Raw genomic sequence first — 24,142 nt, forward strand, 5'->3', positions numbered from 1 at the left:
CTGTCTAGCAGGGTTAATACTTATCTTAGCCCCAAAAAACCACCGCTTTGATGGGCCCAGAGCTGGGCATACAGTGCGTTGTTGGCGATTAGCTCGGCATGGGAGCCCTGCTCCACAATGCGCCCATGATCCAGTACGATCAAACGGTCCATCGCCGCAATCGTTGATAAGCGGTGGGCGATAGCCAGTACTGTCTTGCCCTCCATCAAATCATAAAGGCTCTGCTGAATACCGGCTTCCACTTCTGAGTCCAGTGCTGAGGTGGCTTCATCCAGCACCAGGATCGGCGCATCTTTCAATAGAACTCTGGCAATAGCTATCCGCTGGCGCTGGCCACCGGAAAGGCTGACGCCCCGCTCACCGACATGGGCATCGTAACCACGGCGCCCTTCTGCATCCTGCAACTGCTGAATAAATTCATCGGCATGGGCCCGCTTGGCAGCATTGATAAGCTGCTCTTCAGTGGCATCGGGGCGACCAAAAATGATATTTTCCCGCACCGAGCGAAATAGCAGCGAGGTATCCTGGCTCACCATCGCTATCGATGCTCGCAGACTTTCCTGAGTTACGCCCCTCAGATCGGTGCCATCGATACAGATTGCACCGCTATCCAAATCGTAAAAGCGCATCATTAAATTCACCAGCGTAGATTTACCGGCCCCTGAACGGCCGACAATACCGACCTTTTCTCCCGGCTGAATCCGTAAGTCCAGACCGTCAAATACTGACCGCTGACCACCATAACTAAAACGGATATGGCGGAAATCGATAGCGCCCTGACTAACCTGTAGTGGCTGGGCACCGTTGTCATCAGTAACAGACTGCTTATTGGACACCGTATTAATACCATCCTGCACTGTGCCAATATTTTCAAATAGATTACTAATCTCCCACATGACCCAGTGGGACATGCCGCTAATCCGCACCGCAATACTCATAGCAATCGCAATGGCACCGGGGGTAATACTGCCCTGCATCCAAAGAAAAATACCGGTGGCAGCGGTGGCAAAAACCAGCAACATATTCAGCCCCCAGACATAAATATTCAGCCAGGTCACCAACCGCATTTGCGGATGAACGGTTTGCAAAAACTCATTCATCCCATGCTGCACATAATCCGCTTCCCGCTCGTTATGGGAAAACAGTTTCAGGGTCAGGATATTGGTATAACTATCAACAATACGCCCGGTCATTAGCGCCCGGGCATCCGCCTGCCGCATCGAAATAGATTGCAGCCGCGGCACAAAATAACGCAGCACCACTGTGTAAGCGACCAACCAAAGTAATAGCGGCAAACAGAGTCGCCAATCGGCACTGGCCACTAAAATAATCGTGGTCACCAGATAGACGCTAATAAAGAGCATCACATCCAGCACCTTCATGACCGACTCGCGCACCGCCAGGGCGGTTTGCATCACTTTGGTCGCTACCCGCCCACTAAATTCATTTTGGAAAAAACCATAGCTTTGGCCCAGCAAATAACGGTGTGCTTGCCAGCGCACCAGCATAGGAAAATTACCCATTAGCGTCTGGTGTACCAGCATGGAATTAATAATCACCACAGCAGGAATAAACACCAGGAGAAAAATGGACATGGCAAGTAATGTTGGCCATTCCTGTGCTAAAAAATCGGCGCGCTCTTTACTGGCCAGCCAGTCCACCAACTGCCCTAAAATGCCATAGAGCATCGCTTCGGCCACTGCCAGAATAGCGGTAGTGATTGCCATCCAAATTAAATAGCGTTCAATACCCTGGGTATAGTGGCGGCAAAAAGCATACACGCCCTTGGGTGGCTGGGAGGGCGGCGCCGGCGGAAAGGGATCAACGAGTTTTTCAAAAAAGCTAAACATAGAAACTGATTGCCAATTGACTTGTTTAGATAATATAGCCCGTAGGGTGGATTATAATCCACCAGTTATGACGACGCTGAACTGGGCCTTGGTGGATTATAATCCACCCCACAATAAACGCCGACGCTACAATACGCCTTCACGAGAAGGATGGGGCAGATAATATGGTGGGCAATGATAACAAAATAAAAACCCCCAAGACCATCAGGTCTTGGGGGTTTTTAAATGATAGGTAGCTTAGTAAAAACTACACATACACCTTAGGGGTAAACATACCATGAAAGCCCTGAGGCATATGGAAGTCCAGTTTAATCACCGCCTGCTCGCCAGTAAAATCTTCGCTATCGATAATCACCACTTCGGTTTTATCGGTATTGCCGTTATAGACATAGCACATGGCCCAAAACTCATCTTCGGACTTGGCATTGGCCTTGGCGACCATTAAAGGCTCACCGGTAAAACGGTAATTACCAAAATCATGCACCTCAACCTTGCCAGTTTGGCGATCAATTTTCTGGATACCGGTAAAATAGGTTTTCGGGCCACCTTCAGGGTAAGCCGTAGATAAGGCATAACGGTTTTCCTTGGTAGATAAGGTCCAGTCCCACTGGGGAAATTCACCCAGCAAGGCATCGTTAATCACTTCTTTAATCGCTGTACCATGGCGCAGATTTACCACAAAGCGCATATACTCACCGCCACCCATTTTAAAATCCACATCGGGGTCAAATATATTTAATGGCTTATTTTTTCGGGTCGGTGTGCTGTATGCGGACTCTTTAGTTTGAATAATATCAAAGTGCAGCTCATTATTTTTCTCATAAGCGTTACCAAAATGCAGCGAGGCCAGCGGCTCAATATCAATCTCATCCACCAGTTTTAAATTATGCAAATCAATCACAATAATTTTATTACGCAGGCGATTATCAAATTGCATGGCATCCGCCACTGAACCGCCCAATAAAATCGGCAATGGATTGGCACTCATACCGACTGAAGACTGAATAAAAATCGCATAATTTTCCGTTAAGGCAAAGTCATGCAACATGGGCATATGGTCAAGATAAAACGTTGCGCTATCAACCAAAGTACCGCTGGGAGAAATTTTATAAAAATCAAAACTGGGCTTGGCACCAAAGCGCATACCAAAGTTATAGTAGTAGCCGGTAAAGGGATTCTTTTTACCGTGAGCACTAAAGGTTTTACCCAGGCGACCATCGTAGTTGTATTCCCCTTCGGTATCTAAGGTGTCCGGCTCCACCGCAAAAGGACGACCGCCTTCACCCAGAGCTAAAAATTTACCGCCATGTAAAATCAAACCGGTATTAGCCGGCTGTGCAGGCAAAGCGAAACGACGCAAAATACTGCCTTTGGGCGCGCCACCAAAACCACGGTAAATCATTTTACCAGCGGCGGTTTCTTTGACATATTTAGGGGTACGAATAAATTTATTGGCAAAATGGACTTTGCCATCTCTAAAGGTGGTACGGGCAATCATTCCGTCGCCATCAAACCAGTGACCAAATTCTTCGTCACCCAGCTTTAATCGCCCGGGGCCGTTGCGGTAGAAAGAACCGGTTAGGTCTTCAGGGACTTTACCTTCAATAGTATCCACCCAAAAATCAAACTCCTGTTCCTGAGCTTCAAAGTTACCTTTAATGGTGGGAAGTTGATCCATGTTTACTGCTGTATTCATAATTATCTCTATCCAGGTAAAAATCTATGACCAGACTTTAACATAGGAAGATATCGTCTGATAAATAGCCAATGTGGCCATTTTAAAAATTTATTGCCAAAACCCCACCAAATGTAGGGCGGATTACAATCCACCAAAGCCCAGCCCGGACCAGGCAAAAGCGATGGATTATAATCCACCCTACAAATAACGTTAGGGAATAAAGCGGGAACAGCTATGGCTGTTGATGCAACACCGGTAACACATGACTTAAGCAAATCTCCTCAACGGAGACCTCCGCACCATAAGCCAATACCTCAACTCCAGCCGCCAATGCCTCACGAAAGGTATCGCCATACTTTGCATCAATAGCATCCGCCGGAGCCACCCGTTCAATACCGCTATGCTGCACACAGAAGAACAACACCGCCCTATGCCCCTGCTGCACCATCTCAATTAATTCACGCAAATGCTTGCGACCACGCTCACTCACTGCATCTGGGAAAACACCAAGGCCATTATCCAGTAATAAGGTGACACTTTTGACCTCTATATAGCACTGTTGTTTATCGGACTCTAACAATAGATCTATGCGGCTGTTTTCTGCACCGTATTTTACTTCGGTACGGATTGAGTCGTAGTTTTGCAGCTCGGTGATTACGCCCGACTCTATAGCCTCTTTCACCAGATCGTTAGCTTTGGCTGAATGAATACAAGCCATGTGGTTTTCCGGGGTTTGTACTAACTCCCAAGTGTTGGGGTATTTACGTTTAGGGTTGTCTGAAGTTGAGAGCCAGACGGTGGAATTGGGCTCAGCGCAGCCGGTCATCGCCCCGGTGTTTGGACAATGGGCAGTAAGGGTTTCACCACTGTCTAAAACCACATCAGCCAGAAAGCGTTTGTAGCGTTTTATTAATGTTGCTTTGAGTAATGGAGGAAGTTTCATGGTGGGGATGGTAACTTATTTTGCTTGCTCATATATTGGATAGGTTTGGTGGATTACAATCCACCCTACAAGAGAGGGAGCAGCCGTAGGGTGGATTGTAATCCACCACCACCCCACAATAAAAAAAGGCCACCCGAAGGCAGCCTCTTTTGGTATAGCATCAAGACTCGAACTTATTCGATAATCTTGGCAACAACACCCGCACCAACAGTACGACCACCTTCACGGATAGCGAAGCGTAAACCTTCGTCCATCGCGATTGGGTTGATCAGGGTAACTACCATCTGTACGTTGTCACCTGGCATGACCATTTCTGTACCTTCTGGCAATTCACAAGCACCGGTGATATCAGTCGTACGGAAGTAGAACTGTGGACGGTAGCCTTTAAAGAATGGCGTGTGACGACCACCTTCATCTTTACCCAACACATACACTTCTGCTTCGAACTTGGTGTGTGGCTTGATTGAACCCGGCTTACAAAGAACCTGACCGCGCTCTACTTCTTCACGCTTGGTACCACGCAGTAGTGCACCGATGTTCTCACCCGCACGACCTTCGTCAAGCAGCTTACGGAACATCTCAACACCCGTACAGGTAGTGCTCTGTGTTTCACGGATACCAACGATTTCTACTTCGTCGCCAGTGTTGATGATGCCGCGCTCAACACGACCGGTAACAACCGTACCACGACCAGAGATTGAGAATACGTCTTCGATAGGCATAATGAAGTCGCCATCGATCGCACGCTCTGGCTCAGGGATATAAGAATCCAGAGTCTCAAGCAGTGTCTTAACCGCAGTTGTACCCAGTTCATTGTCGTCTTTGCCTTCTAGAGCCATTAACGCAGAACCCGGGATGATTGGCGTGTCGTCGCCTGGGAATTCGTAAGTATCCAGAAGCTCACGCAGCTCCATTTCTACCAACTCAAGCATTTCCAGGTATTCTTCAGAACCGGCACCGCCGCAATCTTCAGCTAGCAGGTCAGCTTTGTTCAGGAATACGACAACGTAAGGTACACCGACCTGACGTGACAGCAGGATGTGCTCACGAGTCTGAGGCATTGGGCCGTCAGTCGCGCCACATACCAGGATAGCGCCGTCCATCTGAGCAGCACCTGTGATCATGTTTTTAACGTAATCCGCGTGTCCCGGGCAATCTACGTGGGCGTAGTGGCGATCTGGCGTATCGTACTCAACGTGAGACGTTGCGATAGTGATACCACGCTCGCGCTCTTCAGGAGCGTTATCGATGTTAGCGAAATCTACCGCTTCACCGCCGAATACTTCGGAAGCTACGCGAGTCAAAGCCGCTGTTAGAGTAGTTTTACCATGGTCAACGTGTCCGATAGTACCAACGTTGACGTGTGGTTTGGTGCGTTCAAATTTTTCTTTAGCCACTGCGCTAGTCCTCATTTTTCATCATTAATAAGTGGGGTCTTAATCTAGCGCTAGACCGCTAGTTGAGCCACCTGTGGCAGTAACAATACATGCCTTGGGCGCGCATCATAAACACCCTATCGGCAGAGTCAATATTTTTAGGCTATTTGACAAAAAATAGTCACTTTTTCACGCAATCCTCCGCCCTACAGCCCCTAGGGTGGATTGTAATCCACCAAAAGCCAGCAAATTAGAAGCCTGTGGATTGCAATCCACCCTACAATGATGACCAAAGAGGCGCCCAAATCGAACCTCCAACCCTCCGTAACCCCCTTCAAAATGGCAATATTGGACTTTAACTGCCAAACATCGGAATTATTGCTATTTTTTTGTTCAATTTTGCTTGGAATATCCTGTATACTTGCGCGCGTTTTTTCACCCTTAGTTAAATCGAGTAAACCTCATGACTGATTTATCCCATTATAGAAACATCGGTATCTTTGCCCACGTCGATGCTGGCAAGACCACCACCACAGAACGAATTCTTAAATTGACCGGCAAGATCCATAAAACCGGTGAAGTGCATGATGGTGAGTCCACCACCGACTTCATGGAACAAGAAGCTGAGCGGGGTATTACTATCCAGTCAGCCGCGATCACCACCTTCTGGGATGATCACCGCATGAACATCATCGATACCCCAGGGCACGTTGACTTCACCGTTGAAGTCTATCGCTCTCTTAAAGTACTCGATGGCGGTATTGGTGTATTTTGTGGCTCTGGTGGTGTTGAGCCTCAATCTGAAACCAACTGGCGCTACGCTGATGAATCAGGTGTATCTCGTATCATCTTCGTCAACAAATTAGACCGCATGGGTGCGGACTTCTTAAAAGTTGTCGATCAAGTTGAAAACGTACTAGGTGCCAAGCCACTGGTTATGACGCTGCCCATTGGTATCGAGGATGACTTTGTTGGTGTTGTCGATATCCTTAGCAAGAAAGCCTATGTGTGGGACGACTCTGGTCTTCCAGAAAACTTCAAAATTGAAGATGTTCCTGCCGATATGGTTGATGACGTAGACATGTACCATGACCAGCTGATTGAAACAGCTGTTGAAGTCGATGACGATATCATGATGGCCTATATGGAAGGTGAAGCACCTTCTATAGAGCAAATCAAAGCCTGTATCCGTAAGGGTACGCGCGAGCTAACCTTCTTCCCCACTTACTGTGGTTCGGCGTTTAAAAACAAAGGTATTCAGTTAATTCTTGATGCCGTTGTTGATTACTTACCTGCCCCGGATGAAGTTATTCCTCAGCCACTAACAGACGAAGTAGGTGAGCCTACTGGTGAAGTTGCCACTGTTAGCTCTGACGAGCCATTCCGCGCGCTGGCCTTTAAAATTATGGACGACCGTTACGGCGCCCTGACATTTATACGTATTTACTCAGGCGTATTAAATAAAGGTGACACGATTCTTAACTCGTTCACCGGTAAGACTGAACGTATTGGTCGTATGTGTGAGATGGAAGCCGATGAGCGTAAAGAGCTAAGCTCAGCTCGTGCGGGCGACATTATCGCTATCGTAGGTATGAAAAACGTTCAAACCGGTCACACACTCTGTGATCCGAAACACGAATGTACGCTTGAAGCCATGGTATTCCCAGAGCCTGTAATCTCTATCGCTGTTATGCCTAAAGATAAAGCTGGCGCCGATAAAATGGGTATTGCTATTGGTAAAATGGTTGCTGAAGATCCTACCTTCCTCGTTCATACGGACGAAGAAAGTGGTCAAACCATTCTTCGCGGCATGGGCGAGCTTCACCTGGACATCAAGGTCGATATCCTTAACCGTACTTACGGTGTAGAGCTTGAAGTGGGTGAGCCACAGGTTGCCTACCGTGAAACCATCACTCAGCCCGTTGAAGACTCTTACACTCACAAGAAGCAGTCTGGTGGTTCTGGTCAGTTCGGTAAAATTGATTACCGCATCAAGCCTGGCGAGAAAGGCACTGGCTTTGTGTTCTCATCAACAGTTACCGGCGGTAACGTACCCAAGGAATTCTTCCCTGCTATTGAGAAGGGCTTCCAGGGCATGATGGAAACGGGTGTTCTTGCGGGCTTCCCGGTACTTGACGTTGAAATCGAGCTTTTTGATGGTGGCTTCCACGCCGTTGACTCCTCTGCCGTTGCCTTTGAATTAGCAGCTCGCGGTGCTTTCCGTCAGTCAATTCCAAAAGCAGGCGCTCAACTGCTTGAACCTGTTATGAAAGTCGATGTATTCACACCAGAAGATCACGTAGGTGATGTTATTGGTGACTTGAACCGTCGTCGCGGCATTATTGCCGGTCAGGAAGCGGCAGGCTCTGGTGTTCGCATCAAAGCTGATGTACCTCTTTCAGAAATGTTCGGTTACATTGGATCACTACGTACCATGACTTCTGGTCGCGGTCAGTTCTCAATGGAATTTGCCCATTACAGCGCATGTCCTAACTCAGTTTCTGATAAGGTTATTGCCGACGAGAAAGAGAGACAAGCGGCTAAAGCGGCTAAGTAAGCCTCTTTTAGCACCTATAAAAAAACCCCAGCGGCTTAAGCCTCTGGGGTTTTTTATTGCCTGATGATTGACCGTCACAGGCACGGCAGGGGTATAGCCTACTTAGCGTGATAAGCCACACAGGTAGCTACTTCATTAGCAGCACCCAAAATAACCGGCACACGCTGGTGAATCTGCTCAGGCTGCACATCCAAAATAGGCCCCGTATCGGTATAGGCCAAGCCACCCGCCTGCTCTACTAACATCCCCATAGGGTTGGCTTCATACATTAAGCGCAGCTTACCGGGCTTATTAGGCTCTCTATTATCCCAAGGGTAAGTAAACAGTCCGCCGCGACATAGAATACGGTGGACATCTGCCACCATCGCCGCCACCCAGCGCATATTGAAGTTTTTTTCACGGGGGCCGTCGCTGCCAGCTAACAGATCACCGATATAGCGCTGCATAGGCTCTGCCCAGAAGCGCTGGTTCGACATATTGATAGCAAACTCTTTGGTGTCCTTCGCTATAGCCACCTTTTCAACCGTCAGCACAAACTCGCCAATACGCTGGTCAAGGGTATACATCTGTACCCCTTCACCGGTTGATAGCACCAACATCACGGAGGGGCCATAGAGCACATAACCGGCTGCGGCCTGGTTGCGGCCGGGCTGGAGAAAGTCCTGCTCACTGACAGCATCGGTAGCGGGAGCTTTAAAGATAGAAAAAATAGTACCCACCATACTGTTGATATCAATATTGGAGGAGCCATCCAGAGGGTCAAAAGCCACCAGATAGCCCCCCTTATCACTGCCGGCCACAATACCCTCTTCTTCCTCAGAGGCCAGCCCTCGGACAGTACCGGACGCTAACAGGTAGTCCTTTAACAGGTCGTTGGAGATAACATCCAGCTTCTTCTGGGTCTCACCCTGTACATTCTCCTCACCCGCTGAACCCAATACCCCTGACATGGCGCCCTGTTGCAAACGATGGGCAATATCCTTACAGGCGACAGCAATCAAATCGATCAGCGATACTAACTCAGGCGGGGTATTACTCTGTTGAAGCTGACTACTCAGGCGCTGCATGGCGGTTCCTTATTATTGGTCGAAAACTGTCACTCGTGGGAATGACGATCATTAATGGGGAAATACGTATTCGGGGACGCATTATGCCAATTCACAGGAACACTGTCAGCCTTAAGGGGCTACTTGATGGCAATCTTGCCAGGACGATTTACCCGACAAAAACGCAAAACAGACTAAACAGCCAATACTTGCCTCCTATTGCTTAGACTTTTTTGCCAGCATCCTCCCCTTGCAAGCAACACCTGGTTATTAAAACCGGCTTAATTCCAAACGACAGAAAAACGTTAAACCCTGCCTCAGCAAACTAACGCGAACGCTAAGTGATTGATTAAAAAAACCAATATCGCTCTTGGCAGTGGCAAACAGGCGCTCAGGAAGACCATTCCCTATAACAGCTTTGTGACATAGGTCACACCACACCCAAAAAAGAAGTGATTAAAGAAAAAATACTGTCATTTTTTTGATTTTTAAAATCACTTTTAAAACCACCACACGAAAAACGAAAAAAAACTGACACCAAAAACATCAGTATTTGTACCTATAGGGGCCATGTGACAAAAAACTTACAGCATTGAAAATCATTTCATGCAAAAAAATTATTTTTCCGCAACCGTTTTTTAAAATGTAAATATTACTATGAGAATCACGTCACTTTTACCAGTTGAAGGCGATCATTATCTAATCTAGTCTGAACGTGAACTTGGGAAAACCATTGAATAAAAAAGAATATCGAGGAACTTTAAAATGAAAATAGCAACAGCAGCAACACTAGCGTTTTTCATTTCTTCAATGGCCCACGCAGTTGATTCATCTGATTCTATATCAGCGGATCTGGATTATTGCAAAGTACCCTACACTGACACAACGGACGGCAGTAGCGGTACTTATCGCGGCCAATGTTTAAATGAAAAGCCTCACGGTTCTGGATCGGTTGATTTTTTTAACGGATCTAAACTGGCAGGTCACTTTAATAAAGGCATACTTGCTGGCAATGGAGTTTATACCTCTGCTGACGGCAACATCTATAAAGGCGGCTGGCAAAAAGGCAAACGCCATGGCCAGGGCACGTTCACATGGGCCCGTGGCAGCAGCTATGAAGGTGAATGGATTGACGATAAACGCCATGGTAAAGGTGTTTTTAAGTGGTCCAACGGAAATCGCTTTGAAGGTGAATTTCGTGACAACAAGCGTTACAACGGCAAGTATTACACCAGCACCGGTCGCGTGTATAACTGCCGCTTAGGCCAATGCAAATAGGCCGACAGTAATCGTCGATAATAGTCGTCGTCGCATTAATCAGTAGTAAGTCATCTTACAAGTCGTTACTGATATAGCGTACAGTTTTATCGGCAATTCTCCCCCCGTCTCCCCCTGATGTTTGTAGTAGGGGGAGATTTTTTTTTGCCAACACTTCCTATCATTCCCGCGCAAGCAAAAGCCCATATTCCGTAGGGTGGATTATAATCCACCGATTTTGACCGGCTCGGGGCTGGGCTTGGTGGATTGTAATCCACCCTACAATGATGGGTGAATGATTCTGCGTTATTTATTGAGGCGGTTTTCTATTAACTGATCAACCACCGAAGGATCTGCCAGGGTCGAGGTATCGCCCAGTTCCAATTCATTAGCAGCCACTTTTCTTAAAATACGTCGCATAATTTTTCCTGACCGGGTTTTCGGCAAACCCGGTGCCCACTGAATTAAATCCGGCTTGGCAATTGGGCCAATTTCCTGGACGCACATTTGAATTAACTCAGCCAATAATTGATCGGAGGGTTGATGCCCGGCCATCAAGGTGACATAGGCATAGATACCCTGCCCTTTAATATCGTGGGGATAACCTACCACCGCCGCTTCAGCAACATCATCATGCAAAACTAATGCGCTTTCGACTTCTGCCGTCCCCATACGGTGACCGGAGACATTCAATACATCATCAACCCGGCCTGTAATCCAGTAATAACCATCTTCATCACGACGGGCACCATCGCCCGTAAAGTAATAGCCTTTATAGGTACTAAAATAGGTATCGATCATTCGCTGATGATCGCCATAAACACTGCGGATTTGGCTGGGCCAGGACGCCTTAATCGCCAGATTACCCTCACCAGCACCGGTGATTTCATTACCGTCGTTATCCAACAAGATAGGCTGTACCCCAAAAAACGGACGGGTGGCGGAACCGGGTTTTAAGGCTGTCGCCCCCGGTAGCGGCGTTAACATATGGGCACCGGTTTCAGTTTGCCACCAGGTATCCACAATCGGGCAACGGGCTTCGCCCACCACACGGTGATACCACTCCCAGGCTTCGGGGTTAATCGGCTCACCGACAGTCCCCAGTAATTTGATAGAGCTGCGGGAGGTACGCGTTACAAATTCGTCGCCCACCCCCATCAGTGCACGAATCGCGGTAGGGGCGGTATAAAAGATATTGACCTGATGCTTGTCACAGATTTCCCAACAACGGGCGGCATCGGGGTAAGTCGGTACACCTTCAAATAATAGCGTGGTTGCACCGTTGGCCAAGGGGCCATAAAGACTATAAGAATGGCCGGTTATCCAACCCACATCTGCCGTACACCAATAGATATCACCCTCCTGGTAATCAAAGGTATATTTAAAGGTCATTGCCGCCTGTAGCAGATAGCCGGCAGTACTATGCAATACGCCCTTAGGCTGGCCGGTTGAACCGGAGGTATACAAAATAAATAATGGATCTTCGGCATCCATCAGCTCTGGCTCACACTGATCGGATGCTTCAGCCACCGCTTCGTGATACCAGATATCGCGGCCTTCAGTCCAGGCGATATCACCACCGGTGCGCTGGACGGTTACCACCGTATGCACATTCGGGCAGGATTCCAGTGCCAGGTCAGCATTGGCCTTTAGCGGAACCGACTTACCACCACGAACACCTTCGTCGGCAGTAATCAGGGTTTGGCAATCGGAGTTTAAAATCCGGTCCTTTAACGCTTCGGGGGAGAACCCACCAAAGACGACCGAGTGGATAGCGCCGATACGGGCACAAGCCAGCATGGCATAAGCCGCTTCAACCACCATAGGTATATAGATACACACCCTATCGCCTTTTTTTACGCCGCGCTGCTTTAAGACATTGGCCAGCTTGCAGACCTGCTGGTGTAGTTCGCGATAACTGATAGTTTTAGCATCAGCCGGGTCATCCCCTTCCCAAATAATCGCGGTTTGGTCGCCTCGGGTTTCAAGATGTCTATCAATGCAGTTATAGGTCAGGTTCAATTTGCCATCAATAAACCAGGCCGCCTCGCCTTTGATAAAGTCATACTCGCTCACTTTACTCCAGCGCTGGTCCCAGCTTAGAAATTGCTCCGCCTGCTCGGCCCAAAATTGATCGGGGTTTTCAACAGACTGCTGATACATCGCGTGGTATTGCTGCTCATTGATATGGGCATTGCTGGCAAATTCAGCTGGAACCGGATAGACATGTACTTCACTCATAAATTATCCCTGGATAGAATGTTGTGGCCATCACCAAAATGACAGCGCTGTCTTTATTTCAATTACCGGAAGAATAGCGTACTTTTGGGATGGAAGGAATATGTAAATGCTTATGCCAGTCAGTACCTGGAAGCATTTCAGCACAGGCTGAAAGACACACTCCCGCCAAGGGCGAGAGCGATGGAAAAAGAAGGGAGAAAGCCTGAGTTATAGCAGTATCAGGGCAGGCAACAACTTAATGCGCCGCTAACATGCCCCAGTCCTGACTAGGATTCAGTGTCAGGGTGACATTATCAATCAGGCGAGGCGTGCCGAGCTTAGCCGCTGCCAGAATAACAATCTGCTCGGTATCACCAGTGACTTCACCTAAGGTCACTGCGTCGCGAACGGAAAAATAGTCCGGCTCAAAACCTGCGTTTTTCAAAGCTTCAGTACAATAGTCTTCAAGCTCCTGATAACTATCAAAACCACAGGCGATGGCCTCACGGCAATCGAGTAAGGTCTTATGCAGCGCGGGGGCAATGGAGCGTTGCTCTTCCGTTAAATAGCCATTACGTGAACTTAGCGCCAGACCATCAACATCACGGGCGGTTTCTTCACCAATAATATCGATGGGCATACACAGGTCTTTAACCATTTTTTCAATAATGGCCAATTGCTGAAAGTCTTTCTTGCCGAAAATAGCGGTATCAGGCTGTACGATCTGGAACAACTTGTTAACCACCGTGGCAACGCCAGCAAAGTGGCCCGGGCGGCTAGCGCCACACAGGGTGTCAGACAAATCAGGAACAACCACCAAGGTCTGTTGATCCATCCCCTCAGGGTAAATCTCTTCGACATCGGGGTAGAGAAGGTAATTCACCCCCTCAGCAAATAATTTTTCTTTATCGGCTGCCAGGGTACGAGGATAGTTATCCAGGTCCTCATTGGCGCCAAACTGCAGTGGATTGACAAAAATACTGACCACCACAATATCAGCCACTTGCTTGGCTCGACGAACCAGCTGGATATGGCCTTCATGCAGGTTGCCCATAGTAGGCACGAACGCGACTCTCTTACCATTGAGCTTATCTCTGGTAATGGCGCTTCGTAATTGCTTGCTCTTGCTGAATGTTTTCATTTCACTCAACTTCCTACGTTAATTCAGAACCCAAGTCATCATCACTTAATCGTGCTTTGATGCTGCTTGCCATGATTACCGCCCCAACCTTTACGATAGAAGGTAGATCATGTTTTCACCACTGGAAGGAGCCAAACAGTGCATATTTGCTGACCGTTTTTCCAGAGGCGGGCAAGTATGCCCGAATCATTAGGGGGGATCAATGATATAAGCAGGGAAAATCGTACAAATTTGTTACCAAAAGAAGCACGTGCAAAAAGTAACAAAACAGACTAAATGCTGTTTCCTGACTCCCGCCTGCGGACACTACTGCTCGGAATAAATGCTGCTGTTTTGCCGGAGGTCTTGTGGGAGTTGATCTTGATGGGTAATGCCTGCCGGGAGACTTGATGATTGCAGGGAGCGAGTGAGGGCTATCGCCTGAGTGTGTGAATCTAAAGATTGCAAAAAGACCTGAAAAGAAAGCGTAAACGTGATGCCAGAGCTCAACCATCTACTAAGCCAAATCCACCACCAGAAATAAGGTAAAACCTAGTGATGAATGCATTCCGGCCAGCAGTGCGCCTGCCCGGGAATGACGGTGCTATAAATGAGCGACCGGGAAGCTAGCTAAAGCCGTGCTCTGCCGCAGGGAATGTCCCCTCTTTAACGGCGTCATTGTAGGCCTTGAGCGCCGACTGCACACTGTCATTGTCGGCCAGGAAGTTGCGGACAAACTTGGGCTTGTGGCCACATAAACCGAGCATATCGTAAAGTACCAGAACCTGGGCATCCGTATCAGCACCGGCACCGATTCCGATCACGGGAATACTCAGGGCCTGAGTGATCTGGACGGCCAACTCCGAGGGGATACACTCCAACACCAACATACTGGCTCCTGCCGCTTCAACCCGCTTGGCATCTTCCAAAATAGCGGCGGCCTGGTCGGAGTTGCGGCCCTGCACTTTAAAGCCACCAAAGGCATTGACCGATTGCGGTGTCAGGCCAAGGTGAGCACAGACTGGAATACCGCGCTCGGTCATCGCCGTAATGCTTTCCAGTAACCACTCGCCACCTTCGAGTTTGACCATATTAGCGCCAGCGCGCATCAGGGCCGCGGCGTTAGTTAGTGTTTGCTCAAGGGTGCTATAACTTCCAAACGGCAGGTCGCCGATAATAAGCGGCGCTTTGCAACCGCGGCTAATACAGCCAGTATGGTAGACCATCTCATCCATGGTGACGGGCAAGGTACTGCTATGCCCTTGCACCACCATACCCAGCGAATCACCCACCAAAATAACCTCGATACCCGCCTCTTCAATCAAGCCAGCAAAGGTAGCGTCGTAAGCGGCGATCACAGAGAATTTCTCCCCTGCGGCTTTATGGGCTTGTAATGTAGTGACAGTAACTTTGCTCATAATATAACTCTATCAGGTAATTTCAGTGGCCCAATGCCCTGATTGCCAACCGGTCAGATAAAGGTTGGGTTAAAGTAATGGCGACCACGACGAATATTCAATAAGTAATCCACCAGTTGCACATAGTCATCCTGGCGATTAATCACATCCAATTCATCGGCATTGACGATTAATAGCGGCGCATCATCGTAATAAAGAAAAAACTCGCTATAGGCCTCGTTAATCGATTCCAGATATTCTCTGGCGATACGCTGCTCAAAATTGATACCGCGGTTTTCGATGCGAGAGAGTAGTACGTCCACCGATGCCTGTAAATAGATAACCAGGTCTGGCTTGGGCGCATCGATGGTGAGTTGCTGATACACTTTTTGATAGAGCTGGAATTCATCTTCATCCAGGTTCAGCTGGGCAAACAGGCGGTCCTTCTCAATCAGAAAGTCCGCCACCCTGACTGGCTCAAAGATATCACCCTGCCGCAGATCCTGAATCTGCTGACTGCGCTGAAATAGAAAAAACAATTGTGTGGCCAGAGCCGCGTTCTTCTGGTTTTGATAGAAACGCTCCAGAAAGGGGTTTTCTTCGGCGTTTTCCAATAACATTTGGTAATTAAAGGTTTCTGCCAACTGCTTGGCCAGCGTGGTCTTACCCACACCAATAGCACCCTCAACGGCAATAAAGCTGGGCGGGGTGCGGTCTTTTAAATCTAAAACCGTTTGGACGGCGTCCTGGTTCACAACGAATCTCCATCGGTTGGTCGTGTTGCGGCGGGCACTGTTATCAGCACTCTCGTTATTGCCTGACTATTTATTCGCGGCTTATTGTAGGGCAAGTTTATGCACTCACCAAATCCAAACCCTGCATACCCAGCTCTGCGACCTGCTCTTTAAGAGGTACACCATTGGCCAGCACTAATGCTGGCGCTATGTCATACAGCGGCCGCAATACAAAATTGCGCTCCAGCATCCGTGGATGGGGAACCGTCAACGTTGGCTGATCAATCAGCCTATCGGCATAGAGCAAAATATCTAAATCCAAGGTTCGGGGACCCCAGCGCTGTACTCGCTTGCGCTCATGGGCATTTTCGATGGATTGCAGCAGTGTCAAAAGCGTCAGTGGCTCGGCCGCTGTATGCAGCTCTACCACGCCGTTGATATAGTCCGGCTGCTCGGGGCCTACGGCAACGCTTTGGTACCAGGGGGAGACGGCAGTTACTGCCGATTCAGGCAACGCCCTCAAAGCCTCGACGGCCCGCCCCACCTGAGACAAGGGCTCTTCAAGATTGCTACCTAAGGCAATATAGCAGCACTGCATGGTTACCGGCATAGTTATCTGTACCCAGCTATATAAAAAAGACCTTTGCGCTTACTCGGTAAATTGAGAATCAGAGCCCGACGACTGCCTGGGTTTTTTGCGGGGGCGGCGGCGCTTGCTTCTTTTGTCCTGCAACTTCTCTGTCATCGCAGCGCGCTGGTCCGGACTGCGGTTTTGGTAGTCTGTCCACCACTGCCCCAAATTATCGGTTTCCTCACCCGCCTGCTCCCGCAATAGCAAGAAGTCATAAGCAGCACGAAAGCGACGATTTTCCATCAATTGCTCTGCCTTGCGACCGCCACGTCGTGGCAGGCGTAGCTGCATATCCCAGATCTCTCGCATCGGCATACCAAAGCGCTTGGGAATGGAGGTCGATTGCTGCTGCCGCGACACCACTTCCTGTGCAGCTTGATGCATAGCGGGTACGGCGGGCACCCCCTCTTTGAGTAATTGCTGCTGCCGCTCACTGACCGCGGGCCATAACAGAGCAGCATAGATAAACGCGGGGGTTACCGGCTTACCCTGCTGGATACGGGCATCGGTATTCTTTAAGGCTTGTAACACCAGGCGCTGATAGTGCTCTTGCTCCAGGCTATGCTGTATTTGCGGGAATAGCGGCTCAAATAAACCAAACTCCTGCATTAAGTTATAGACATCGACACCGCGGCCGGACATAAATAATTTCAGCACCTCATCAAACATACGTGCCGCCGGTATATCGGCCAGCGAGGGGGCCAAATCATAGATTGGCGCTGCGGTTTTCGGCTCAATGGTAAACCCCAGCTTGGCAGCAAAACGCACCACCCGCAGCATTCTTACCGGGTCTTCCCGGTAACGGGTTTCAGGATCACCAATAACCCGAATCACCTTATTTTCAAGGTCTTTTAAGCCATGAGTGTAATCATAAATGGCAAAGTCAGCGGTGGTGTAATACAAGGCATTGATAGTCAGATCACGGCGAATAGCATCTTCTTCTACGGTGCCAAAAACATTATCCCTTAATAGCATGCCATTTTGAGAGCGGGCAGATTGCTGGTTCTTAGGCCTTTTACCCCTGGTGCTCTCTTCAGTCTGTTCATGGGTACCACGGAAGGTGGTCACCTCAATCACTTCACGACCAAAGCGCACATGAACAATTTTAAAACGGCGGCCAATAATACGGGAGTTGCGAAATAGCTTATTCACCTGCTCAGGGGTCGCATCGGTGGCAATATCAAAATCTTTGGGGCGCCCACCCAATAGCAAATCCCGAACACCACCACCCACCAGAAAACCCTCATAACCGGCTTTGCGCAGGGTGCTCATCACTCTCAGAGCGGCATCGCTAATATGTTTGCGGGAAATACTGTGCTGGTCGCGGGGAATGATATGCGGATCTATAGAATTAGGGTCAATATCACTGGAGCCTGTACTCTTACCGAGCACGCCTTTGACTCGCTCAATTGCGTTGGAGAACAACTTTGCCATATAACGTTAAACTCAGCTCTTAAACCCGCCCCTAACTAATGCGGCTAATGGATAAAGTGGCGGATAGTACCACATATAAGCGGCAAGCCTAATCAGCGGCCAACGCTTAAACCCACGAACATGGCAAAACAAGTCCGTAACGACGTGATTTTATGGCTTAGAGCAAAGTGGGAAGTAAAATGGGAAGAAAAGTACTAAGTGTGGCCTTGTAATGATGAAGGGAAAACTTATGTTTTCCCCCATCCAGGTCTCATATTTTTTATTATTATTTTTACATTTTTTATTATTATTAATCTATTACATAGCAGATATCGTGCCAAAAAATAATATCTCTACAGAACAATGACTTATAGATATATCTTTTAAGCTGAAATGTGAAAAATGACACAAACGTTACAGATCATCACGGTAACTGTTACAACTCCACCCCATGAGTAACAATTAATTGACTGATTTTCTGCCTTTAAAACCTGCAGCTATCAAATCTTTTTTTATGTGAATATTTCGCAATATAGATAAAGCACGAAAATTGATAACACGCATTACATATAAGCGAGGTTTAATCAGGATATAGGGGTAAAACGCTGGGGATAATTCTTAAAGGGGGAGGTAAATTGATGAGGGAAGATAACTCTTCCCCATCCAGGTCTCTTTGTTTTTATTATTATGATAAATATTATTTTTATATATTATTTTTATTATGGTTAGTACATAGCATTCGCCGTGCCAACTTTTTATATCCTTTAAAATCAATGACTTATACTTTCTAAATTGATCAATAAGGCTTTCTAGTCAAGCAAACGTTACCAATCAACTCGGGGTTTGTTACGAATACTCATTACAAGTAACGGTAAACACCGACTAAGCGGGCTGCTTATAGCGCTTTTTAATTAAAAATCGATGGCCTAGTTTCAAAAAAATAGATAATGACGGAAAACCGTCATTTTTGTGACTTTCTCACAATATTCTGGGGGAATATAAACAGGGGCGGGAATAGCAGCTGCGATTCCCTTGTTACGTGATACTTAAGAGGCGGACTTGGCACCCTTTTTACGAGGGATGCCCAAACGCTGCCGGCGCTCCCACAGGCATTTACGGCTCACACCGAGCTTGCGCGCCAGCTCGGTTTCGCTCATGGAGTCTTGATGCTCCAGTACAAAGCGCTGGAAATAGTCTTCCAGTGACAGATCATCCTGAGCCTCCTCGCCCATTAACTCGGCGGGGGCATCCGTAACCGGCGCTACAATAGGCCGCTTGCTGCGAATCTGGGTAACATTGACCAGCTCCAGGTCGATATTGAGCAGATCGTTATCGATACTCTCGCCGTCATTTAAAATAACCGCCCGCTCAATCACATTTTCCAGTTCACGGACATTACCGGGCCAGGTATAAGTGGTAATCGCCTGAATAGCCTTGGGGGAAAAGGTGGCTACCGGTTTATTAAGCTCGATACAGCGGCGCTCTAAAATACTCTCGGCCAATTCCAGAATATCCTTACCCCGGTCACGCAACGGCGGCAGCACTAACTGCATGACATTAATGCGGTAGTACAAGTCAGGGCGGAACTGGTTTTCATGGGCCAGAGTTTTCAGGTCTCTGTGGGTTGCACAGATTAAGCGCACATCGACCTTGCGGGATTCAACGGCACCAATGCGGCGAATTTCATCTTCCTGGATAAAGCGTAACAATCGAGCCTGTGCTTCCAGCGGTAATTCGCCAATTTCATCGAGAAACAAGGTGCCACCATCTGCCGCTTCAATTAAGCCCATACGGTTATTATTAGCGCCGGTAAAGGCACCCTTCTCATAACCAAATAACTCAGATTCGATCAAGGTCTCAGGGATAGCGGCACAGTTAACACTGATAAAAGGCTGTTCGGTGCGATGACTGTAGGCGTGGATAGCCTTGGCGACCAACTCTTTACCGGTACCGGTTTCACCATGAACCAGCACCGTAGCCTCGGTCGGCGCCACTTTGTTGATATGTTCGTAGAGCTTAATCATCGGCTGGCAGTTACCAATCATGCCGCCCAAATGAGAATGGCCGCGCTTGGCCGTCGAAGTGCGTTGTTCTTCAGGGGTACTTTGTGGCGAGTGGTTGGCGATAATAGCCGCCACTGCATCTAACATTTCATCGTGATCGAAGGGCTTGGCAATATAATCCACGGCGCCACTTTTCATCGAGTCCACCGCCGAACGCAGGCTGGCGTAGCTGGTCATTACCAATACCGGCACATCACCCGCCGGTTTAATCAAATCGGTGCCGGGGGCTCCCGGTAAACGCAAATCACTGATAATCAGGTCAAAACTGCTAAGGTCAAAATTATCCAGAGCCTCATTCACCGCCCCGGCTTCACTCACCTGATACTCATGGCGTTCTAAGAGTTTACGCAACGCGCTACGGATGACCGTTTCGTCTTCAACAATTAGAATCTTTTCCATCGACAATACCTTCGAATATTTCTTTTGATTTCAGTAACTTAAACTTAAATCGTGAAATTGGGCGCAATGACCGCCGGTGCCACGGTGTGTAGCTTGGTAACATACCCCGTCTACCCGCATTTTTCCAGTGACAGAGTAACAAAAAATGCCTGAGTGAGGCTGTTAGGCTAGCCCTGCTGGTGGTGATAAAGGCGCAGGGTAAAGCGTGTACCACCGCGAACCGGGTCAGCCGGGCTTTCTACACTGATATTGCCATTCAGGTCATCGACAATACTGTATACCAGTGACAAGCCCAGGCCCGTGCCCTCGCCTGCTTCTTTGGTAGTAAAGAAGGGGTCAAATATCTGTTCCTGATGCTCTTTGCTAATACCGCTACCGCAGTCCGTCACATTGATATAGACCTGCTGATTGCGCAGCTCAGTATCAACCACCACCGCACTTTGCTCAGGGCTGGCATCCCGGGCATTACTTAACAAGTTAACAAAGACCTGCAATAAACGCTGGGTATCACCAATAGCATAGAGTTCGTCTTCACACTGGTTTTCAAATCGCATTTGCTTGGCCTCTTTATTGAGGTGCAGTAAATGGATCGCTTCTTCAACGCAGGATTTAATATGCACTGGGCCTAATTCATGACTGGCGGACTCTGTGCCTGAATGAGCGAAGTTGACCAGAGTTTGCACAATCTTAGACACCCTTTCTGTCTGCACTAAAATTTCCCGGCCGGTCTCAAGGCTTTCCGGGTTATCGGTGTCATAGCGCAGGTTCTGCGCCAGACAAGCGATACCGGTTACCGGATTGCCAATCTCGTGGGCAACACCGGCAGCCAAACGGCCAATCGATGCCAGCCGCTCACTGTGCATCAACTCATCCTCCAGCATTTGCACATCGGTAGTATCTTCTAACACGATAACGCGGCCATCGGCTTGCTCGCCCTCTGCATCAACCAGAGTTTTATGCAGGTTAAACCAATAGCTGCTACCACTGTCTTCGTAATGCTGCTTATATAAATGCGCCTGGGGCATATGCACAAAGTCAGCGAGCAACTCACCCCAGGGTTTTGGCAGACTGCGCAAGCTGGAACCGATCACATCAAAGGTGCTAATGCCGGTGAAATTCGCAATCGCGTTATTCCACATTAAAATTTCACCATCCTGACCGAGGGAACACACCCCTACCGGTAAATCCTGCAAGGTCTGTCGGTGATAGCGCCGCAGATTATCCAAATCAGCCGCCAGGCCGGTAAGGTGCACTTTGTAGTTTTCTAACTGTCCTTCAATTAAATTAATATCTTCGCCGCTGCCAGCACTGCTGCCGCTTTCATAGGGCAATAGTTGATTGACCATATCGTGGGCCACCGAGGGGCCTAACAGACCTGATAAGTTAGCCTCGACGCGATAACGTAAACGCCGCAACGCAAAAGGCCGGCTCTCACTATCAGACATCTGCATATCATACAGAGCACGATCCACTTCACGCTGCGCGGTACGTTGACCCAGAGCTGTCGCCAACTGGTCTTTCATTTGCTCCGGGCTTTGCACACTTAATAGACGTCGCGTTGGGCGATTGAGATCATCCGTCGCGCAAACTTCTGCAGCATTTTTTTCCTCTTCTGAGGTGGAGGTAATCACGGACACCACCCCAAACACCAACATATTCATTCCCAGCGAAACAATGGTGACCGCAGACCACAGGTCATCATAGACCAAACTAAAATACAGTTTGCCAATAAAAGTGGGATCAAAGCTGGTAATAATCGGTAGCAATAAGGTGACAAACCAAATCGCAAAGCCGGTAATTAAACCCGCGATAAAGCCTTTGCGGTTAGCTCCTTGCCAATATAAAGCCGCCAATACCCCCGGGAAAAATTGCAAGGTACCAATAAAGGCAGCCAGGCCAAGACTCGACAGCGCTTCACGGCCGGCAATAAACCGATAAAAGGCATAACCGGTCAAAATAATACAGACAATCAATATACGGCGAATCCACAATAACCAACGGTAAATATCGCGGTCAGTGCTGGGGCGGTAAACCGGCAGAATTAAATGCTTTAGACACATGGAGGCCAGCGCCAGGGTCGTGACGATAACGGCGCCACTAGCCGCCGATAAACCACCGAGATAAACCAGTATTGCCAGAGCGGATGACTCTAACTCAATGCCAATGGCCAGTGTAAAGTATTCTGGCGGTATCACGGTTTCTAATTTAAAACCGGCCCATAAAATCGGCAGTACTGGCAGGCTCATTAACATTAAAAATAATGGCACCCCCCAACTGGCGGTGAGCATCGCTTTGACATTGGGGTTCTCTGCAAAAATCATATGAAACAAATGGGGCATAGCCACCGCGGCAGAAAAGAAAATCAACAACAATGCACGGGAGGAATCCTCACGCATAGGAAAATTTAACAGGGATACGATTTGCGGGTTGGCAGTCAGCCACTGGTCCATACCATCAAAGCCACCAAACACTTGATAAACGGCGGCAAGCCCAACCACCAACATAGCAATCAGCTTAATCACGGACTCAAAGGCGATAGCGGCGACCAGACCATTGTGACGCTCATGGGCGGTTAAATGCTTGGAACCAAATGAAATGGTAAACAGACAGATCGCCAAACAAAAAATAAACGCCAACTCATTATGCCGAGTCTCCTTGGTAAACAGAGCATCATCACCGGCGCTTATGGTGGTCAAAATATGCAGGCTATCCGCTACGGCTTGAATTTGTAAGGCCAATAAAGGCCACACCGCAAACACCATAAAGAGTGTCATTAATGAACCGGCCCATTGAGTACGGTAGCGGAAGGTCAGTACATCAGCCAGGGAGCTGTGCAGGTAAGTTCTGGCGATGCGCAACAGCGGTAATAATAAGAGCGGCGCAAAAATAAACGTACCGGCTACTCCTAAATAGTAGGAAAGAAAACCGTAGCCATATTCATGGGCCAGGCCGACGACACCATAGATGGACCAGGCACTGGCAAACACGCCCAGTGATAACACATAGGTTAGGGGGTGACGAATTAACTGCTCAGGTATCCAGCCACGGTCCGCAATATGGGCTATCCCAAATAGCAGCAGTAAGTATCCAATACCAATAATAAATAACTGGGATAACTCAAAGCTCATTCGAGGATTTTTCCTTTTCGCTAATGGCGTTTTGGCGGCGCTCGTAACGGCGGATACTCCACCAGACAAAAATGATCGTGATTAACCACAGTTGGTAGGGGCGATACCAGGCCGTACCCCCTTGCGTCACCCATTCCTGAATTGACGGAGAGAACACAAAAATAACCAGCAATAAAAGTAATAGGCTTGGGCTAATATGCATGATGGTTTAACTCTACGGGTTTAAGGTTATCTGTGGGTCGTAGTGCGGGCAGATAATGAGATAGTACGCAAGGGGCTGGGAAGTTGCAAAAAGATTGTCACCATCATGCAGGTACGTCATTCCCGCGC

The 24,142-nt window shown here is 48.3% G+C and carries 16 protein-coding genes; 2 read left to right on the top strand and 14 right to left on the bottom strand.

What is annotated here, in order from left to right; translation table 11 throughout:
• Positions 1-20: 20 nt before the first annotated feature.
• The 4 genes from BST96_RS04725 to tuf form a co-directional block, all read right to left on the bottom strand.
• Positions 21-1,850 (bottom strand): ABC transporter ATP-binding protein, encoded by a 1,830-nt coding sequence (locus tag BST96_RS04725; RefSeq protein WP_085757592.1) that lies wholly within the window; start codon positions 1,848-1,850, stop codon positions 21-23.
• Positions 1,851-2,097: 247 nt separating this feature from the next.
• On the bottom strand, positions 2,098-3,546 hold the full coding sequence (locus tag BST96_RS04730) for a carotenoid oxygenase family protein (protein WP_085757593.1): 1,449 nt from the start codon (positions 3,544-3,546) through the stop codon (positions 2,098-2,100).
• A gap of 214 nt (positions 3,547-3,760) precedes the next feature.
• Positions 3,761-4,471: a DNA/RNA nuclease SfsA gene (gene sfsA, locus BST96_RS04735; RefSeq protein WP_085757594.1), complete on the bottom strand. Its 711-nt coding sequence runs from the start codon at positions 4,469-4,471 to the stop codon at positions 3,761-3,763.
• A 173-nt stretch (positions 4,472-4,644) separates the two neighbouring features.
• The gene (gene tuf / locus BST96_RS04740; protein WP_085757595.1) at positions 4,645-5,868 is read right to left on the bottom strand and encodes an elongation factor Tu; all 1,224 of its coding nucleotides are present in this window, start codon (positions 5,866-5,868) and stop codon (positions 4,645-4,647) included.
• Positions 5,869-6,310: 442 nt separating this feature from the next.
• On the opposite strand from tuf, the gene fusA reads away from it, so the two are divergent.
• Positions 6,311-8,404: an elongation factor G gene (gene fusA / locus BST96_RS04745; protein ID WP_085757596.1), complete on the top strand. Its 2,094-nt coding sequence runs from the start codon at positions 6,311-6,313 to the stop codon at positions 8,402-8,404.
• Positions 8,405-8,502: 98 nt separating this feature from the next.
• Here the strand turns inward: fusA and BST96_RS04750 are convergent, their stop codons facing one another.
• A complete protein-coding gene (locus tag BST96_RS04750; RefSeq protein ID WP_085757597.1) occupies positions 8,503-9,471 on the bottom strand; it encodes a class 1 fructose-bisphosphatase in 969 nt (322 codons plus the stop codon).
• A 744-nt stretch (positions 9,472-10,215) separates the two neighbouring features.
• Between BST96_RS04750 and BST96_RS04755 the strand changes: the two genes are divergently transcribed.
• Positions 10,216-10,728: an MORN repeat-containing protein gene (locus BST96_RS04755; RefSeq protein ID WP_085757598.1), complete on the top strand. Its 513-nt coding sequence runs from the start codon at positions 10,216-10,218 to the stop codon at positions 10,726-10,728.
• 285 nt (positions 10,729-11,013) lie between these two features.
• On the opposite strand, the gene acs is transcribed toward BST96_RS04755, so the two are convergent.
• From acs to BST96_RS04800, 9 genes are all read right to left on the bottom strand, one after another.
• The gene (gene acs, locus BST96_RS04760; RefSeq protein ID WP_085757599.1) at positions 11,014-12,948 is read right to left on the bottom strand and encodes an acetate--CoA ligase; all 1,935 of its coding nucleotides are present in this window, start codon (positions 12,946-12,948) and stop codon (positions 11,014-11,016) included.
• Between the two features lie 235 nt (positions 12,949-13,183).
• The gene (gene panC, locus BST96_RS04765) at positions 13,184-14,068 is read right to left on the bottom strand and encodes a pantoate--beta-alanine ligase (protein ID WP_085757600.1); all 885 of its coding nucleotides are present in this window, start codon (positions 14,066-14,068) and stop codon (positions 13,184-13,186) included.
• Positions 14,069-14,673: 605 nt separating this feature from the next.
• Positions 14,674-15,465: a 3-methyl-2-oxobutanoate hydroxymethyltransferase gene (panB, locus tag BST96_RS04770; RefSeq protein ID WP_085757601.1), complete on the bottom strand. Its 792-nt coding sequence runs from the start codon at positions 15,463-15,465 to the stop codon at positions 14,674-14,676.
• Between the two features lie 53 nt (positions 15,466-15,518).
• Complete coding sequence (locus BST96_RS04775; protein ID WP_085757602.1) at positions 15,519-16,199, bottom strand: deoxynucleoside kinase; 681 nt, start codon at positions 16,197-16,199, stop codon at positions 15,519-15,521.
• Positions 16,200-16,296: 97 nt separating this feature from the next.
• Positions 16,297-16,788 (bottom strand): 2-amino-4-hydroxy-6-hydroxymethyldihydropteridine diphosphokinase, encoded by a 492-nt coding sequence (folK, locus tag BST96_RS04780; protein WP_338043299.1) that lies wholly within the window; start codon positions 16,786-16,788, stop codon positions 16,297-16,299.
• 39 nt (positions 16,789-16,827) lie between these two features.
• Positions 16,828-18,243 carry a polynucleotide adenylyltransferase PcnB gene (gene pcnB / locus BST96_RS04785; RefSeq protein ID WP_085757603.1) on the bottom strand — a complete coding sequence of 472 codons (1,416 nt, stop codon included), beginning with the start codon at positions 18,241-18,243 and terminating at the stop codon, positions 16,828-16,830.
• A gap of 1,025 nt (positions 18,244-19,268) precedes the next feature.
• Positions 19,269-20,684: a sigma-54-dependent transcriptional regulator gene (locus tag BST96_RS04790; protein ID WP_085757604.1), complete on the bottom strand. Its 1,416-nt coding sequence runs from the start codon at positions 20,682-20,684 to the stop codon at positions 19,269-19,271.
• A gap of 167 nt (positions 20,685-20,851) precedes the next feature.
• Positions 20,852-23,812 carry a sensor histidine kinase gene (locus BST96_RS04795; protein WP_085757605.1) on the bottom strand — a complete coding sequence of 987 codons (2,961 nt, stop codon included), beginning with the start codon at positions 23,810-23,812 and terminating at the stop codon, positions 20,852-20,854.
• Positions 23,802-24,014, bottom strand: coding sequence for a hypothetical protein (locus BST96_RS04800; protein ID WP_085757606.1), 213 nt, complete (start codon positions 24,012-24,014; stop codon positions 23,802-23,804). Before BST96_RS04800 ends, BST96_RS04795 begins: the two co-directional genes overlap by 11 nt.
• Positions 24,015-24,142: the final 128 nt, after the last annotated feature.

Source organism: Oceanicoccus sagamiensis (assembly GCF_002117105.1).
GTDB lineage: Bacteria > Pseudomonadota > Gammaproteobacteria > Pseudomonadales > Dasaniaceae > Oceanicoccus > Oceanicoccus sagamiensis.

Coding starts and splice junctions, on each gene's coding strand:
- BST96_RS04725 (WP_085757592.1), bottom strand. CDS start 1,850: ATGTTTAGCTTTTTTGAAAAACTCGTTGATCCCTTTCCGCCGGCGCCG.
- BST96_RS04730 (WP_085757593.1), bottom strand. CDS start 3,546: ATGAATACAGCAGTAAACATGGATCAACTTCCCACCATTAAAGGTAAC.
- sfsA (WP_085757594.1), bottom strand. CDS start 4,471: ATGAAACTTCCTCCATTACTCAAAGCAACATTAATAAAACGCTACAAA.
- fusA (WP_085757596.1), top strand. CDS start 6,311: ATGACTGATTTATCCCATTATAGAAACATCGGTATCTTTGCCCACGTC.
- BST96_RS04750 (WP_085757597.1), bottom strand. CDS start 9,471: ATGCAGCGCCTGAGTAGTCAGCTTCAACAGAGTAATACCCCGCCTGAG.
- BST96_RS04755 (WP_085757598.1), top strand. CDS start 10,216: ATGAAAATAGCAACAGCAGCAACACTAGCGTTTTTCATTTCTTCAATG.
- acs (WP_085757599.1), bottom strand. CDS start 12,948: ATGAGTGAAGTACATGTCTATCCGGTTCCAGCTGAATTTGCCAGCAAT.
- panC (WP_085757600.1), bottom strand. CDS start 14,068: ATGAAAACATTCAGCAAGAGCAAGCAATTACGAAGCGCCATTACCAGA.
- panB (WP_085757601.1), bottom strand. CDS start 15,465: ATGAGCAAAGTTACTGTCACTACATTACAAGCCCATAAAGCCGCAGGG.
- folK (WP_338043299.1), bottom strand. CDS start 16,788: ATGCCGGTAACCATGCAGTGCTGCTATATTGCCTTAGGTAGCAATCTT.
- pcnB (WP_085757603.1), bottom strand. CDS start 18,243: ATGGCAAAGTTGTTCTCCAACGCAATTGAGCGAGTCAAAGGCGTGCTC.
- BST96_RS04790 (WP_085757604.1), bottom strand. CDS start 20,684: ATGGAAAAGATTCTAATTGTTGAAGACGAAACGGTCATCCGTAGCGCG.
- BST96_RS04795 (WP_085757605.1), bottom strand. CDS start 23,812: ATGAGCTTTGAGTTATCCCAGTTATTTATTATTGGTATTGGATACTTA.
- BST96_RS04800 (WP_085757606.1), bottom strand. CDS start 24,014: ATGCATATTAGCCCAAGCCTATTACTTTTATTGCTGGTTATTTTTGTG.